Source organism: Quatrionicoccus australiensis (genome assembly GCF_020510425.1).
Lineage (GTDB): Bacteria > Pseudomonadota > Gammaproteobacteria > Burkholderiales > Rhodocyclaceae > Azonexus > Azonexus australiensis_A.
Genome location: NZ_JAHBAH010000001.1, coordinates 3,771,415 through 3,785,532 on the forward strand (window position 1 = coordinate 3,771,415; position 14,118 = coordinate 3,785,532).

Below are 14,118 nucleotides of genomic sequence, written 5' to 3' on the forward strand. Positions count from 1 at the left end.
CATGACCATGAACCGACGTGATTTTCTGAAAACCCAGGCCATTGCGGCCGCTGCCGCCACGGCGGGGATTCCGCTGGCGGCCGAGGCCGCCAAGCCGGTTGCCGCCCCGGCCGGCGGAACCGACATCCGCTGGGACAAGGCGGCCTGCCGTTTTTGCGGCACCGGCTGCTCGGTGCTGGTCGGCGTGCAACAAGGCCGCATCGTGGCCACCCAGGGCGATCCGGATGCCCCGGTCAATCGCGGCCTGAATTGCATCAAGGGCTACTTCCTGTCGAAGATCATGTATGGCGAAGACCGCCTGACCAAGCCGCTGCTGCGCATGAAGGACGGCAAGTACGACAAGAACGGCGACTTCCAGCCGATCACCTGGAAACAGGCCTTCGACATCATGGAAGAAAAGTGGAAGACGGCGATCAAGGCCGAAGGTGCCAACTCGACCGCGATGTTCGGCTCCGGCCAATGGACGATCTGGGAAGGCTATGCCGCATCCAAGCTGATGAAGGCCGGCTTCCGCACCAACAACCTCGATCCCAATGCCCGCCACTGCATGGCCTCGGCCGTGACCGGCTTCATGCGCACCTTCGGCATCGACGAGCCGATGGGCTGCTACGACGACATCGAGAACGGTGACGCCTTCGTGCTCTGGGGTTCCAACATGGCCGAGATGCACCCGATCCTGTGGTCGCGCATTACCGATCGCCGCCTGACCCATCCGAATGCCGAAGTGCATGTGCTGTCCACCTTCGAGCATCGCAGCTTCGAGCTGGCCGACAACGGCATGATCTTCACGCCGCAGACCGACCTCGCCATCCTCAATTACATCTGCAACTACATCATCCAGAGCGGCAAGGTCGATCAGGAGTTCGTCAAGAAGCACGTCAATTTCAAGATGGGCGAGACCGACATCGGCTTCGGCCTGCGTCCGGCGCATGCGCTGGAAAAGGATGCCAAGTTCAACGGTTATCCCGGCGCCGACGGCAAGCCGAAGAACAATCCGAACGACGCACACCCGATCACCTTCGACGAGTTCAAGAAATTCGTCTCCGAATACACCCTGGAAAAGGCCGCCAAGATCTCCGGCGTGCAGCCCGAGCGCCTGAAGAAGATGGCCGAGCTCTATGCCGATCCGAAGCGCAAGGTGATCAGCTTCTGGACCATGGGTTTCAACCAGCATACGCGCGGCACCTGGGTCAATAACATGATCTACAACGTGCATCTGCTGACCGGCAAGATCTCGACGCCGGGCTGCGGCCCGTTCTCGCTGACCGGCCAGCCATCTGCCTGCGGCACGGCGCGCGAAGTGGGCACCTTTGCCCATCGCCTGCCGGCCGACATGGTGGTGACCAACCCGGATCACCGCAAGCACACCGAGGAAATCTGGAAGCTGCCGGAAGGCACCATTCCCGACAAGATCGGCCTGCACGCCGTGGCGCAGAGCCGCGCCCTGAAGGACGGCAAGCTCAAGTGCTACTGGACGAGCACGACCAACAACATGCAGGCCGGGCCGAACATCAACCAGGAAATCTATCCGGGCTGGCGCAATCCGGCGGCGTTTGTGGTGGTTTCCGATTGCTACCCGACGGTGTCGGCGATGGCCGCCGACCTCGTGCTGCCCTCGGCAATGTGGACCGAGAAGGAAGGCGCCTACGGCAATGCCGAACGGCGTACCCAGTTCTGGCGGCAGCAGGTCAAGGCACCGGGCGAAGCCAAGTCGGACCTGTGGCAGTACATCGAGTTCTCGAAGCGCTTCAAGGTCGAGGAAGTCTGGCCGGCCGAGCTGATCGCCAAGAAGCCGGAATACAAGGGCAAGACGCTGTTCGACATCCTTTACAAGAACGGCCAGGTGAACAAGTTCCCGCTGGCTGATCTGGAAAAGACCAACGCGCACGCGATCAAGGGCTACAGCAACGAGGAGTCGAAGGAACTCGGCTTCTACCTGCAAAAAGGCCTGTTCGAGGAATACGCGATGTTCGGGCGCGGTCACGGCCACGATCTCGCCGATTTCGACGTCTATCACAAGGCACGCGGCCTGCGCTGGCCGGTGGTCGATGGTAAGGAAACGCTGTGGCGCTTCCGCGAAGGCTTCGACCCGTATGTGCCGAAGGGCGAGGGCGTGCGTTTCTACGGTCACAAGGATGGCAAGGCAGTGATTTTTGCGCTGCCCTACCAGGATCCTCCGGAAAAGCCGGATGCCGATTTCGACCTCTGGTTGTGTACCGGCCGCGTGCTCGAACACTGGCACACCGGTTCGATGACCCGGCGTGTGCCGGAACTGCACCGCGCCGTGCCGGAAGCCGTCGTCTTCATGCATCCGGACGATGCCAAGAAGCGCGGCCTGCAACGCGGCATGAAGGTCAAGGTGGCATCGCGCCGCGGCGAAATCATGATCCGTGTCGAAACCAAGGGTCGCAACAAGCCGCCGGTCGGTCTCGTCTTCATTCCCTTCTTCGACGAAGGCAAGCTGGTGAACAAGCTGACGCTGGACGCCACCTGCCCGATCTCGAAAGAAACGGACTACAAGAAGTGCGCCGTCAAGATCTCCCGCGCCTGAAAAACAGCTGATTGAACGAGTCGACCGTGCAAACCGATCCCACCGCCAAGCTGCAAGGAAAACCCGGCGCTTCACCGACTTCGGTGGCGCGCCGGAAATTCCTCAACAGCATCGCAGCAGCAGCCGGCACCGGCTGCCTGCTGACGCTGGGCGCGTTGGTGGCGGGGCGCCCGGCGGCGGCCAATCCGGCCCAGGCCTTGCGCCCGCCGGGGGCGCTGGCCGAGGAGGATTTCCTCGCGGCCTGTGTGCGTTGCGGTTTGTGCGTGCGTGACTGTCCGTACGACACGCTCAAGCTGGCGCCGTTTGGCGGCGCAGTTGCCAACGGCACGCCGTATTTCACGGCGCGCCAGGTGGCCTGCGAGATGTGCGATGACATTCCCTGCGTCAAGGCTTGCCCGACCGGGGCGTTGACGCCCAAGCTCAATGACATCCACGAAGCGAAGATGGGGCTGGCGGTGCTCTCTGACCACGAAACCTGCCTCAACTTCCTCGGCCTGCGTTGCGACGTCTGTTACCGGGTCTGCCCGGTGATCGACCAGGCCATCACGCTGGAGAACGTGCATAACCAGCGCTCCGACCGGCATGCGATGTTGCTGCCGACGGTGCATTCTGATCACTGCACCGGCTGCGGCAAGTGCGAGAAGGCCTGCGTCCTGCCCGAGCCGGCGATCAAGGTGATGCCGATCGCCCTGGCCAAGGGCAAGCTGCCGGCGCATTACCGCAAGGGCTGGGAAGAAAAGGCCAAGCATGGCGGTTCGCTGATCGGCGATCAGGTCGAAATGCCGGTACGCGGTATGGAAGGCAAGGCCTACGGCGACAGCCGCGTGGACGGCCAGGCCGGCGGCCTCAATTCGGGATGGAAACCATGAGACCGGGTGCCGAGGCCGTACGCATCAAGGGCTGGTTCGGCGCGCACCGCTGGCTGGTTTTGCGCCGTATTTCGCAGTTGACCGTGCTGGCGCTGTTTTTGTCCGGGCCGTGGTTCGGCGTCTGGATCGCCAAGGGCAACCTGGTGTCCTCGCTGACCCTGGGCGTGCTGCCGCTGACCGATCCCTATCTTTTTGTGCAGAGCCTGGCCGCCGGTTTCATGCCGGCCGCCACGGCGCTGATCGGTGCTGCCATCGTTGTCGCCTTCTATGTCTTGTTCGGTGGTCGCCTGTATTGCGCCTGGGTTTGCCCGGTCAATGCGGTGACCGATGCCGCCGCCTGGCTGCGCCGCCGCCTCGGCCTCAAGTCGGGGCGCGTGCCGGATGCGAACACCCGTTACTGGGTGCTGGCCGGCTCGCTGCTCGCCGCTGCGGCGACGTCGTCGCTGGTCTGGGAAGCGGTCAATCCGGTCACGATCGTGCAGCGCAGCCTGATCTTCGGCCTCGGTGGCAGCCTCGCCGTGGTCTTTGCCATCTTTGCCTATGACCTGCTGGTCGCCTCGCGCGGCTGGTGCGGTCATCTCTGTCCGATGGGCGCCTTCTACGGCCTGCTCGGGCAGAAATCCCTGTTACGCATCACGGCCGACCAGCGCGGCGCCTGCGACGACTGCATGGACTGTTTCACGGTCTGTCCGGAGCCGCAGGTGATCCGTCCTGCCTTGAAAAAAGCCGGTCAGGACAGCCCGCTGATCCTCGACCGGGATTGCACCAATTGTGGCCGCTGCATCGACGTCTGCGGCCGGAATGTCTTTCACTTTACCCATCGGTTCGACCAAAGGAGCGATTCATGAAAAACCCGAGCCGCCTGTTCCCTGCCACCCTGCTTGCAGTGTTTCTGGCCTCATCCCTGTTTGTCACCCCGGCCGTCAGTGCCGCCGACAGCGGGCTGAAATCCCTGCGTGGCGCAGAAATCCAGGCCCCCGATACGGAGTCCGCCGATCCCTTCAAGGGCACCAAGGACTCCGCGCCGATCGAGCGCAATTACCTGCAGCAGCCGCCGATCATTCCGCACAAGATCGATGGCTACAACATCACCATGAAGTACAACAAGTGCATGGATTGCCACGCCTGGAACCGTTACAAGGAAACCGGCGCGACCAAGGTCTCGCTGACCCACTTCAAGACGCGCGAAGGGCAGGAGCTGTCGAACATTTCGCCGCGCCGCTATTTCTGCGTCGCCTGCCATGTGCCGCAAGCCGATGCCAAGCCCCTGGTCGGCAACAAGTTCAAAGCCGCCGAAGGCATGCACTGATCCCAATCCGAGCGGAGAAAAATAATGGAAAACAATAAGCAAAAGCCTGCCACCTTCACCGGGCGCCTGCTGGCCTGGGTGAAAAAGACGGGGCCCTTCCTGATCGTCGGGCTGTTCCTGGCCGGCGTGCTGTTCTGGGGGGCGTTCAACACCGCGATGGAATACACCAATCGCGAAGCCTTCTGCATCGGCTGTCACGAGATGCAGGAGAACGTCTATGTCGAATACCAGAACACGGTGCATTATTCGAACCGCTCGGGGGTCCGCGCCACCTGTCCGGATTGCCACGTGCCCAAGGAGTGGGGCCCGAAGATGATCCGCAAGATCCAGGCTTCCAACGAGGTGCTGCACAAGATCCTCGGCACCATCGACACGCCGGAGAAATTCAACGCCAAGCGTCTCGAACTGGCCAAGCATGAGTGGGAGCGGATGAAGAAGACCGATTCGCGCGAGTGCCGCAACTGCCACAACTTCGAGTATTTCGATTACGGCGTGCAGGGTCGGCGTTCTTCCAACATGCACCAGACCGGCCTCAACGAAGGCAAGACCTGCATCGACTGCCACAAGGGCATCGCCCACAAGCTGCCCGAGGTCAATCAGTCGATCGGCGAAGCCAATGTCGAAGGCGCGACACCGGCCGAATTCCACCCGCCAACAGAGAAGAAGGAAGCCGAAGCGGCCAAGTAAGCCGGCGGCAAAAAGGTGGTTTTTTACCGGTCGACCGTTCAGGTCGGCCGGTTTTTCGTTTACCCGAGCAGGGTGACGACGATTTCGCGGCGATGCCCGTGCGTGCGGTGTTCGAACAGGTAGATGCCCTGCCAGGTACCGATTTGCAGTTTGCCGTCGGCGAAGGGCACGCTGACCGAGGTGCCGGTGAGCAGCGAACGGGCGTGCGCCGCCATGTCGTCGTCGCCTTCCAGGTCGTGCCGGTATTCGGCATCTCCGTCCGGCGCCCAGCGCTGCATGAGCATCTCGAGATCGCGCCGCACGCTGGCGTCGGCGTTCTCGGTAATCGCCAGGCCGCAACTGGTGTGGCGCACGAAAACATGGGCAATTCCGACGTCGACCGTTGCGCTGCGCACGATGGCAGCGATGTCGTCGGTAATCTCGACAGCGCCGCGGCCATGCGTGTTGAAGGCGAGGTGATGCTGCTCTGCCATTACTTCTTGTCCTTGAGCAGGCCTTGCAACGCCGCAAACGGGTTGTGCGTGGCACCGCCGCCGCGCGTGCTGCTGTCGGTGTAGCCGCGGTCGGCCTCGATCTGCTTCTGGTGTTCGTTGTCGTGGCAATAGAGGCAGAGCAGCTCCCAGTTGCTGCCGTCGTTCGGGTTGTTGTCGTGATTGTGATCGCGGTGATGCACGGTCAGTTCACGCAGGTTGGTCGTGGTGAACTCGCGCGCGCAGCGGCCGCAGATCCACGGATAGATTTTCAGGGCGCGTTCGCGGTAACCCTCGGCGCGCTGGTCGGCTGCCTTGCGGGCGTCGGCGACGATCTTGTCGAGGCGTTGGTGATCAATCGAACTCATGGTGCGGTCTCCGTCTGGCGGGTGGTTTTGAGCAGGTCGAGATCATAACCCTGGGCACTCGCCGCCTGGCGGGCGCGCTCGAGTTCGGCGGCCGGCAGTTGCGGCGTGCGCGAGAGAATCCACAAATACTTGCGATTCGGATTGCCGACCACGGCCCAGCGGTAATCCGGATCAAGCCCGATCACCCAGTAATCGGAGCGGAAGGGCCAGAAGAAGGAGACCTTCAATTGTCCCGCGCCGGCGGCGTCGACCGCCCAGGCGCGGCCAATTGCCTGGTCGACGCCGCTTTCGGTGCGGCAGCGGTTGTCGACCGTCAGCTCGCCATCCGGACGCAACGTGTATTCGGCCGTCGTGTCGGCGATGCAGTTACGCTGGAAATACATCGGAAAGGCGGCTATTTCGTACCACTTGCCGACATAGCGGTTCAGGTCGATCTGCGTGACGCTCCGGACCGGCGGTGCATCCGCCTGGGCGGCGCCAGAGAGCAGGGCAGCGGTCAACAGTGCGTAGAGGGTGTTTTTGCGCTGGAGCATGGCGGCTCTATTCCGTGAAAGGTTTGCGGTTCAGAAGGACATTGCAAGGCCACCGCTCAAGCTGATCGAACGGAAGTTCGAGAGTCCTTCGGAGTAGAGAAGGCGGGCAAAAAGGCGGTTATCGCTGTCGGCGCGCAGACGTGCATCGATGCCGAGTGCCAGCTCAGTCATCAGGTGCCCGCTGGCGCCGGGTGAAAGCAGTTCGGGGGCGGAAAGGAGCGAGGTGCCGATTTCAACATAGGGGCGAATCAGCGACTCTGGCGGCAGCAGGCTGACTTTCAGCATGTTCAGCCATTCCACCTGGCTAATCGAGCGTTTGTTGCCATAAACCGCCGACTGACCGATTCTTTCATTGGCCGCCGCTAATGCCGAGCGCCAGTTCAACCAGGTTTCGGCCTGATAATCGAGCATCAGCAGGGCATCGGCCCGCCAGCCCCAGGCGGTATCGCTGGTGATGCTGCCGCCAGTGCTCAAGTGTTCGTCGTAACGTGTCCGGACGATCCCGAGCAGGGCCGTGCTTCGCCATTTCGGGGCAAGGCGGTACTGCACATAGCCGGCGCCGCCGAGCTGGTCGATGTGTTGTGCAAGACCGTAGCCGGTATCCAGGTCGCCATTGCCGTAAAGCCCCAGCACGCCCCAGCGCAGGTCGCCATCCTGGCCCAGCTTGCGGCCGACCACGATGTTCCTGATCGTTGCATCGTAAGCCTGACCGGCCGAACCGCCGCTGCTGCGTTCGAATTCGCCGCCCAGCGAGGAGGGCGAAGTCAGGCGTTCACTGCCCGGACGCTCGACAAATTGCGTGACGCTCAAGGGCGTAATGCCTGGCGCCAGGGCATCAATGCCCCGCATCCAGGCGCGGCTGCTGGCGCGGATCATCATGCCCGATGCGGCGCGCATGGCCGGCCGCTGATCGGGCTGGGTTGCCGCACTCAGGCGCAACACCAGGTGCAGGGTGGACTCCTTCTGGATGTTGTAGTCGGAAAGGGTTTTGCCGTCTTCCAGTTGCTTGCCGGCAAAGATCAACCTTTGCTGGTCGGGCGGAATGCCTTCCTTGTCCTGAATCTTCTGTTTGATGCTATCGATGCTGTCGCTTGCTTCGACATCAAGTGTGATGGTCTTGCCGGTCAAAGTCTTGACGAAAAGCTGCATGGCCATGACGTCGACCGAGAAAAGCAGGAAGAGACAGGCGATCAGGGTCTGCCAGCGGCGGCTGCCGCTGGCATGGCCAGGGAGTCGATGATTGGTCATGCGTGATTTGTCGGAAATTGGAATTGTGCAGCTCAGGCCGTCTGCAGGTGGGGCACGAAAGCTCAGCCCTGTTCGGCCGCCGCCTTTTCCTTCATCTGGCGTACCCGCAGTTCGATGTAACGGGCGCGGGCAACCCCTTCATCGCCATGCGCGAGCTGGATCGCGATATCCCAGGTGGCGGGGTCGATGCGCTCCAGGTGGAGTTCGCGGTTGGCGATCATGAAGCGCTGCAGGTCTTCGTCATCGGCTGCTTCTGCCGTAGCGATCGACCGCCGGTAAATGAAATAAAAGACACCGATCAGCAGTGCCAGAACCAGGAAGGCCAGATAAGTTGCCAAGCTTATTACTCGTTGGGTTGGGGCCGCCAGCATACCACCCGGGGGCTGGCGGCCGGCATGCGCAATCAGCCGCCTGACAGCGGCTGCATGATCTTGTCGATGGTCGGCGCGAGCGGGGCATCGAAGTCCAGCGTCTTTATCCCGCTTTCGCTGTTGAATTCGTCGTACATCCAGTCACCGTCCACGAAGGAAACACCGGCCGGCGGTGCTCTTTCGCTGAGCGGCTTGCCGGCCAGGGCCTGGCGCATGTAATCGATCCAGATCGGCAGCGCCAGCGTCGCGCCGAATTCGCGGCCGCCCAGCGATTTCGGCTGGTCGAAGCCCATCCAGGCGACGGCGACGACATTGCCGGCATAACCGGCGAACCAGCCGTCGAAGGCATCGCTGGTCGTGCCGGTCTTGCCGGCGACGTCGGGGCGGCCGAGGCGGGCGCCGGCGAGGGCGCCGGTGCCGCTGTGCGCGACTTCGCGCAGCATGCTGTCCATGATGAAGGCGTTGCGGCTGTCGATGACCCGTTGCTCGTCCTGGCGGACGGGCGGCGGCGGGGTTTCGCGCAGCACGTTGCCGCGCGCGTCGGTGACCTTCTGGATCAGGTGCGGCGCGACCTTGTAGCCGCCGTTGGCGAAGATGGCGTAGGCGCCGGCCATCTGCAGCGGCGTGACCGAGCCGCTGCCCAGCGTCATGGTCAGGTTGGCCGGGTGTTTGGCCGGATCGAAGCCGAAGCGTTGCAGATAGTCGCGGCCATACTGCGGCGAGATGGCGCGCAACAGGCGTACGGCGACGATGTTCTTGGAGCGGGCGAGGGCGCGGCGCAGGCTGATCGGGCCGTCGTAACCGTCGTCGTTCTGTGGCTCCCAGGCCTGGCCGTTTTCGCCGCCGGGCAGCGAGATGGGGGCGTCATTGACCTGCGTCGCCGGCGAAAACCCCTTTTCCAGCGCCGCCGAATAGACAAAGGGCTTGATGCTCGATCCCGGCTGGCGCCAGGCGCTGGTGACGTGGTTGAACTGCTTGCGTGCGAAATCGAAACCGCCGACCAGGGCGCGGTAGGAGCCATCCTCGGCATTGAGTGCGACAAAGGCCGCCTCGACGTCCGGCATCTGGCCGATCATCCAGCGTCCCTTGCCGTCGCGGCTGGCGCGGATCACCGAGCCGACGCGAATGCGCTGATCCGGTCTGGCGTTGGTCTGCAGGGCACGGGCAGCAAAACGCAGGCCGTCGCCGTTGATTTCGATGGTGTCGCCAGAGGCTGGCTCCGCCCGTATCCGCTTGGCGGAAACCTCGGTGACCACGGCGGCGATCAGGTTGTCGCTGTTCGGGTGCTTGGCCAGGATGCGATCGATGGCGTCGTCGCGCTCGTCCTCGTCGTCCGGCAGCTCGATGAAGTCTTCGGCGCCGCGGTAGCCGTGGCGCTGGTCGTAGGCGAGCACGTTGCTGCGCAGCGAGTTGTAGGCGGCGTTCTGCTCGGCCGCATTGAGCGTGGTGTAAACATTGAAGCCGCGCGTGTAGGTGTCGCCCTTGTATTGCGTGTACAGCTCCTGGCGCACCAGTTCGGCGGCGTAGTCGGCGTGCACGGCAAACAGCTGGCGGTCATTGACCTTGAGGGCCTGGGCGACGGCTTCGTCGTACTGCGCCTCGCTGATCTTGCCGATCTGCAGCATGCGCTTCAGGACCAGCATCTGGCGGGCCTTGGCACGTACCGGATTGACTGCCGGGTTGCGCTTCGCCGGGTTCTGCGGAATGCCCGCCAGCATGGCCGCTTCGGCGATGCTCAGTTCGGGCAGGCGCTTGTTGAAATAGGTGCGCGCGGCGCTGGCGAAGCCGTGCGTGCGCTGGCCGAGGTAGATCTGGTTCATGTACAGCTCGAGGATCTGGTCCTTGCTCAGCGCCGATTCGATGCGATAGGCGAGCAGCGCTTCGGTCAACTTGCGCGTCACGGTCTTTTCCCGCGTCAGGAAGAAGTTGCGCGCGACCTGCATGGTGATCGTCGAGGCACCCTGATGGAAGCCGCCGGTCAGGTCGGCGACCAGCGCCCGCGTCACGCCGCGGTAATCGACGCCGCCATGCTCGTAGAAGCGCGAATCCTCGATCGCCAGCAGGGCGTCCTTCATCACCTGCGGGATGTCCTGGATCGGCACGAAGTCGCGATGCTCTTCGCCGAACTCGGCGAGCAGCGCGCCATCGGCGCTATAAACCCGGAGCGGGATCTTCGGCTGATAGTCGGTCACGACATCAAGCGGTGGCAGGCCGGGCAGCACGCTCAGCAACATGATCGCGATCACCAGAAAACCCAGCAGGAAGGCATCGACCCCGGCGGCAAGGAGCGTTCGCCGTGGTTGCTCACGGTAATTGGCCGTGGTGAGGGGCAGGGTCAGAAACTTGACGATGGTCGAAGAAAGGCTCACTGGCGGGTCCTGGCAATGTGCTGGGGCGCTGGCTGGCCAGTCGCCGAAGGCGCTAGTTTAAACGCTCTGTGCTGGTCGCGCGCCGGTGCTGCCCTTAGAATCCGGATTCATTCATTTTCTCCCGACCATCATGCCGCGCATCAAGATCGATCTGCCCGAACGTTTCAGCTTCTCGACCGAAGTCCCCATCTACATCAGCTACATCAACTACGGCCACCATCTCGACAACGCCGCGCTGATCTCGCTGGTCGCCGAGGCGCGCGTCCGCTTCTTCAAGGCGTTGGGCTACACGGAACTCGATATCGAGGGTGTCGGCATCGTCGTCGCCGACGTTGCCGCGCAATACAAGTCGGAAGCCTTCCACGGCGAGACCCTGATCATCGAAATGGGCGCCAACGATTTCAACAAGTTCGGCTGCGACCTGGTCTGGCGCCTCAGCGACAAGGCAACTGGGCGCGAAGTGGCGCGCGGCAAGCACGGCATCGTCTTCTTCGACTACGCCATCCGCAAGCCGACCGCAGCGCCGGCTGCCTTCATCGCCAAGGTCACGGTCTGAGCGATGATTCCGATCCGCTACGTTGAGCCGGTCTTCCGTCCGCCGAGCGAAGCCGAGTCGCTGATCCTGCCGGTCACCGACGGCTGTTCGTGGAACAAATGCACCTACTGCGAGATGTATACCGCACCGCAGAAGCAGTTCAAGGCGCGTAGCGAGGAAGAGGTGCTGGAAAGCATTCGCCTGACCGGCCTGCGTTACGGCGACCAGGTGCGCCGCGTCTTCCTTGCCGACGGTGATGCGCTGGTCCTGCCAACGCGGCGCCTGCTCAACATCCTCGCAGCGATCCAGACGCACATGCCGGCGGTGCGGCGGATTTCCAGCTATTGCCTGCCGCGCAACCTGCGCAAGAAGAGCCAGGAAGAAATCAACCAGCTCGCCGCGGCCGGCCTGAAGATGGTCTACGTCGGTGCCGAATCGGGTGACGATGCCGTGCTCGCAGCGGTCGACAAGGGCGAAACCTACGAAACCACGCGCGAGGCGCTCGACAAGCTGGGGAATGCCGGCATCACCCGCTCGGTGATGATCCTCAACGGCCTCGGTGGCAAGGCGCTGAGCGCGCAGCACGCCGACCACTCGGCGCGCCTGCTCAACGCCACGCAACCGGAATACCTGGCGACGCTGGTAGTCAGCTTCCCGCACGGTGAACAGCGCCTGCGAGCCGGTTTTCCCGGCTGGGAGCCGCTCGACCAGCACGAACTCTTCGTCGAAACCGAACGCTTCCTGTCCGGCCTCGAACTGCGCCGCACCGTCTTTCGCAGCGATCACGCCTCGAACTGGCTAGTCCTCAAAGGCACCCTCGGTGCCGACAAGGAACGCCTGCTGGCACAAGTGCGTCAGGCGATTGCCACACCGGAGCAGGCGCAGCTACGGCCGGCCTGGGCACGCGGCCTGTAGGGCGGAGAGTGGTCAATTGCTGACGGTATCAATTCCGGAGGTTCAGTCAGCCACGTTAATTTGGAGTGTCGTCCGTAAAAGGCTATCGAGCGCTTGGTGTCGCTGACCGATAGAAAGACATGATCAAGCATGGTGAGCATCCTTCGGGGTTGCTGATTACTGAATGCAACAGCAAGTGCCGCAGTTATCGATGTTGAAAATGAAAGCGACACCTGGAGGCAAGGGCCTCGCTTGCTGAGCGTGAATCAATGCGCCCCATAGCCACCGCTCCCGGCAGAATTTGCGAGGAAGGGGCACGGGGGGCGACTGAAAGGCGATAAGCCCCGGGCGTTACAGAGAATTCCCCCCTAACAACAGTCGATCAATTAACTGGCGGCGTATTCCAGCCACCACCGATGGCGCGGATCAGGTTGACGGTCGCCCGCGCCTGTTCCGCTGCAAGCTGGACTGCAACGCGCTGCTGTTGCAGCACGCTGCGGTCGGCATCGATGACCTTGAGATGGCTGACCGAACCTTCGCGATACTGGATCTGCGACAGCCGCGCGGCGCGTCGGGCCGAGCTGACCGCCTCGTCCTGGGCTTGCGTCTGGTCGCCGAGCAGGCGCAGGTGGGCGAGATTGTCTTCGACTTCCTTGAAGGCCCTGAGCACCGTCTGCTGGTAATTGGCGGCTTCTTCGGCATAGGCCGCATGCGCCTGGTCGACACCGGCCTGGCGCGCGCCGCCGTCGAAGACCGGCAGCGAGAGCAGGGTACCGACCAGCGGCCCCATGACAAAGCTGCGGCTGCTCCACTTGAACAGGTCGCCCAGCTCGTTCGACTCGTAACCGAAGGCTCCGGTCAGCGACAGGCGCGGGAAGAAGGCGGCGCGTGCCGTGCCGATGCGGGCATTGGCGGCGGCCATGGCGCGTTCGGCGGCGGCGATGTCGGGGCGGCGTTCGAGCAGTGTCGAAGGCAGGCCGGCCGGCACCTGCAGCGCAATCCGGCCGAGCGGCTGCGCCGGCAGCGCGAAGGCGGCCGGCGCCTGGCCGAGCAGGATGGCCAGGCTGTGCTCGGCAACGGCGCGCTGGCGGGCGATGCCGATCGCCTCCGAACGGGCCGAGGCGAGTTCGGTACGGGCAGTGGCGAGTTCCAGTTCGCTGATGTCGCCCTCGTCGAAGCGGCGCTGGAACAGCGTGGTGCTCTGTTCGCGCAGATTCACCGTGTCAGCATAGAGCGCAGCCAGGGCATCGAGTTCGCGCAGCGAGAAATAGGCCTGCGCGACGTCGGCCTGGATCGCCAGTTGCAGCGAATGGAACAGGGCTTCGCGCTGTTCGCTGCTTGCCTTGGCGGCATCGATGCCGCTGCTGACGCGGCCGAATAGATCGGCCTCGTAGGCGACCGTGCCTTGTGCCCGCCACAGCGTCGCGGCGCTGGTGTCAGCGTCGGCGGCGAGGCCTTGCGAAGCCGGCGAGGAACGTTGGCGGGTCGGGCCGGCGCCGATGCCGATCTGCGGGAAGAGCGCCGAACGGGCGTTCTGCTGCAGCGCCCGCGCCTGGGCGAGGCGGGCGGCGCCGGCCTTGAGGTCCTGGTTGGCAGCAGCAGCGCGGGTTTCCAGATCGTTCAGCGTCGGATCGGCAAAGGCCTGCCACCATTCGCCGCGCGGGATGTTTTCGGCCGGTTCGGCGGTTTTCCATTGGCCTTCTGCCGGAGCCTCCTTGAAGGCGGCCGGGCTATCGACCACCGGCGGCCGGTAGGGCGGGGCCAGCGAGCAGCCGGCCAGGGTGAGCAGGGCGGCGAGCAGCGGGAAAAGGCGGGCCGGGCGGCCGGGCGCCGTTGCGCTTTGGCCTGCGGTGCGGGTCTTGTCCGGCGCGCGTTCGGCGCCGGGCGTGTAGGGAAGCAGATAGTCCATGTTCA

At 63.6% G+C, this 14,118-nt stretch carries 14 protein-coding genes; 7 read left to right on the top strand and 7 right to left on the bottom strand.

The window, feature by feature from the left end:
* Position 1: 1 nt before the first annotated feature.
* Genes napA through KIG99_RS17990 form a run of 5 tightly spaced genes read left to right on the top strand, consistent with a single transcriptional unit; the run spans position 2 to position 5,416 of the window.
* Positions 2-2,551 (top strand): nitrate reductase catalytic subunit NapA, encoded by a 2,550-nt coding sequence (gene napA / locus KIG99_RS17970; protein WP_226461407.1) that lies wholly within the window; start codon positions 2-4, stop codon positions 2,549-2,551.
* Between the two features lie 26 nt (positions 2,552-2,577).
* Positions 2,578-3,420, top strand: a complete 843-nt coding sequence (gene napG / locus KIG99_RS17975; protein ID WP_404817894.1) for a ferredoxin-type protein NapG — start codon at positions 2,578-2,580, stop codon at positions 3,418-3,420.
* Positions 3,417-4,268, top strand: a complete 852-nt coding sequence (gene napH, locus KIG99_RS17980) for a quinol dehydrogenase ferredoxin subunit NapH (RefSeq protein WP_226461408.1) — start codon at positions 3,417-3,419, stop codon at positions 4,266-4,268. Before napG ends, napH begins: the two co-directional genes overlap by 4 nt.
* Entirely contained in the window at positions 4,265-4,729 is a 465-nt protein-coding gene (locus KIG99_RS17985; protein ID WP_226461409.1) for a nitrate reductase cytochrome c-type subunit, read from the top strand. The genes napH and KIG99_RS17985 overlap by 4 nt, the downstream gene beginning before the upstream one ends.
* 21 nt (positions 4,730-4,750) lie before the next feature.
* Complete coding sequence (locus KIG99_RS17990; RefSeq protein WP_404817910.1) at positions 4,751-5,416, top strand: NapC/NirT family cytochrome c; 666 nt, start codon at positions 4,751-4,753, stop codon at positions 5,414-5,416.
* A gap of 59 nt (positions 5,417-5,475) precedes the next feature.
* On the opposite strand, the gene KIG99_RS17995 is transcribed toward KIG99_RS17990, so the two are convergent.
* The 6 genes from KIG99_RS17995 to KIG99_RS18020 form a co-directional block, all read right to left on the bottom strand.
* Complete coding sequence (locus KIG99_RS17995) at positions 5,476-5,889, bottom strand: secondary thiamine-phosphate synthase enzyme YjbQ (RefSeq protein ID WP_226461411.1); 414 nt, start codon at positions 5,887-5,889, stop codon at positions 5,476-5,478.
* Positions 5,889-6,254, bottom strand: a complete 366-nt coding sequence (locus KIG99_RS18000) for a YajD family HNH nuclease (RefSeq protein ID WP_226461412.1) — start codon at positions 6,252-6,254, stop codon at positions 5,889-5,891. The genes KIG99_RS17995 and KIG99_RS18000 overlap by 1 nt, the downstream gene beginning before the upstream one ends.
* A complete protein-coding gene (locus tag KIG99_RS18005) occupies positions 6,251-6,787 on the bottom strand; it encodes a lipocalin family protein (protein WP_226461413.1) in 537 nt (178 codons plus the stop codon). Before KIG99_RS18005 ends, KIG99_RS18000 begins: the two co-directional genes overlap by 4 nt.
* A 30-nt stretch (positions 6,788-6,817) precedes the next feature.
* Positions 6,818-8,035: a ubiquitin-like protein gene (locus KIG99_RS18010; RefSeq protein ID WP_226461414.1), complete on the bottom strand. Its 1,218-nt coding sequence runs from the start codon at positions 8,033-8,035 to the stop codon at positions 6,818-6,820.
* Positions 8,036-8,097: 62 nt separating this feature from the next.
* Complete coding sequence (locus KIG99_RS18015; RefSeq protein ID WP_226461415.1) at positions 8,098-8,373, bottom strand: hypothetical protein; 276 nt, start codon at positions 8,371-8,373, stop codon at positions 8,098-8,100.
* 65 nt (positions 8,374-8,438) lie between these two features.
* A complete protein-coding gene (locus tag KIG99_RS18020) occupies positions 8,439-10,775 on the bottom strand; it encodes a penicillin-binding protein 1A (protein WP_226461416.1) in 2,337 nt (778 codons plus the stop codon).
* A gap of 130 nt (positions 10,776-10,905) precedes the next feature.
* Here KIG99_RS18020 and KIG99_RS18025 point away from each other — a divergent pair, with 130 nt between their 5' ends.
* Both KIG99_RS18025 and KIG99_RS18030 read left to right on the top strand, forming a co-directional pair.
* On the top strand, positions 10,906-11,331 hold the full coding sequence (locus KIG99_RS18025) for an acyl-CoA thioesterase (RefSeq protein WP_226461417.1): 426 nt from the start codon (positions 10,906-10,908) through the stop codon (positions 11,329-11,331).
* A 3-nt stretch (positions 11,332-11,334) separates the two neighbouring features.
* Positions 11,335-12,225: a radical SAM protein gene (locus tag KIG99_RS18030; protein ID WP_226461418.1), complete on the top strand. Its 891-nt coding sequence runs from the start codon at positions 11,335-11,337 to the stop codon at positions 12,223-12,225.
* A 361-nt stretch (positions 12,226-12,586) separates the two neighbouring features.
* Here the strand turns inward: KIG99_RS18030 and KIG99_RS18035 are convergent, their stop codons facing one another.
* A complete protein-coding gene (locus KIG99_RS18035; protein ID WP_226461419.1) occupies positions 12,587-14,113 on the bottom strand; it encodes an efflux transporter outer membrane subunit in 1,527 nt (508 codons plus the stop codon).
* Positions 14,114-14,118 lie beyond the last annotated feature (5 nt).

Excerpts from the sequence above, each read along its gene's own strand:
- napA (WP_226461407.1), top strand. The coding sequence starts at position 2 with ATGACCATGAACCGACGTGATTTTCTGAAAACCCAGGCCATTGCGGCC.
- napH (WP_226461408.1), top strand. The coding sequence starts at position 3,417 with ATGAGACCGGGTGCCGAGGCCGTACGCATCAAGGGCTGGTTCGGCGCG.
- KIG99_RS17985 (WP_226461409.1), top strand. The coding sequence starts at position 4,265 with ATGAAAAACCCGAGCCGCCTGTTCCCTGCCACCCTGCTTGCAGTGTTT.
- KIG99_RS17995 (WP_226461411.1), bottom strand. The coding sequence starts at position 5,889 with ATGGCAGAGCAGCATCACCTCGCCTTCAACACGCATGGCCGCGGCGCT.
- KIG99_RS18000 (WP_226461412.1), bottom strand. The coding sequence starts at position 6,254 with ATGAGTTCGATTGATCACCAACGCCTCGACAAGATCGTCGCCGACGCC.
- KIG99_RS18005 (WP_226461413.1), bottom strand. The coding sequence starts at position 6,787 with ATGCTCCAGCGCAAAAACACCCTCTACGCACTGTTGACCGCTGCCCTG.
- KIG99_RS18010 (WP_226461414.1), bottom strand. The coding sequence starts at position 8,035 with ATGACCAATCATCGACTCCCTGGCCATGCCAGCGGCAGCCGCCGCTGG.
- KIG99_RS18025 (WP_226461417.1), top strand. The coding sequence starts at position 10,906 with ATGCCGCGCATCAAGATCGATCTGCCCGAACGTTTCAGCTTCTCGACC.
- KIG99_RS18030 (WP_226461418.1), top strand. The coding sequence starts at position 11,335 with ATGATTCCGATCCGCTACGTTGAGCCGGTCTTCCGTCCGCCGAGCGAA.
- KIG99_RS18035 (WP_226461419.1), bottom strand. The coding sequence starts at position 14,113 with ATGGACTATCTGCTTCCCTACACGCCCGGCGCCGAACGCGCGCCGGAC.